The 628-nt window shown below is 32.2% G+C and carries 1 protein-coding gene; it reads left to right on the forward strand.

What is annotated here, in order from left to right; translation table 11 throughout:
- Positions 1 to 628, forward strand: a 628-nt coding sequence (locus tag FUA24_RS24520; protein WP_148546059.1) for a tetratricopeptide repeat protein, incomplete at both ends; no start/stop codon positions are given.

Genomic DNA, 628 nt, shown 5'->3' on the forward strand with positions numbered 1-628 from the left:
CAAAAAGCACTATCACTTTACAATAACAATCAATACTTAGCAGCACAATCCTTATTTGAAAGTGTTAAAAAAACAACCAAAGAAGGTGTTTTAAAATCAGATTGCGCCTACTATATAGCCAATTGTGCAGTAAGGCTCAATCAACAAAATGCTGATGATTTGGTTGAAGATTTTGTTGAAGAATACCCAACAAGTACTAAGCGTAATACCGCTTTTGTTGATGTAGCCAATTATTATTTTGAAAACGGAAAATACGCCTATGCCCGTAAATGGTATAGCAAAGTTGATGAAGCTAGTTTAGGTAAAGCCGATAAAGAAACATTCTATTTCAATAATGGTTACACAGCCTTTTCAACCAAACAATATAAAGAAGCAAAAAAATACCTGTCAAAAGTAGAAAGCTCGCAAGAATATGGTTCGCAAGCTAAATACTATATTGGTTTTATGGCTTATGAAGGTGATGATTATGATGAAGCAAACGAATATTTTGATCAAGTAAGTGATCAAGAACGCTACAAAGAAAAATTATCATACTATCAAGCCGATTTAAATTTTAAATTAGGGAATTTTGAAAAAGCTATTGAACTAGCAAAACAACGATTACCAGATAGCGATGAAAACGAAATAT

The sequence above is a fragment of the Seonamhaeicola marinus genome, assembly GCF_008085455.1.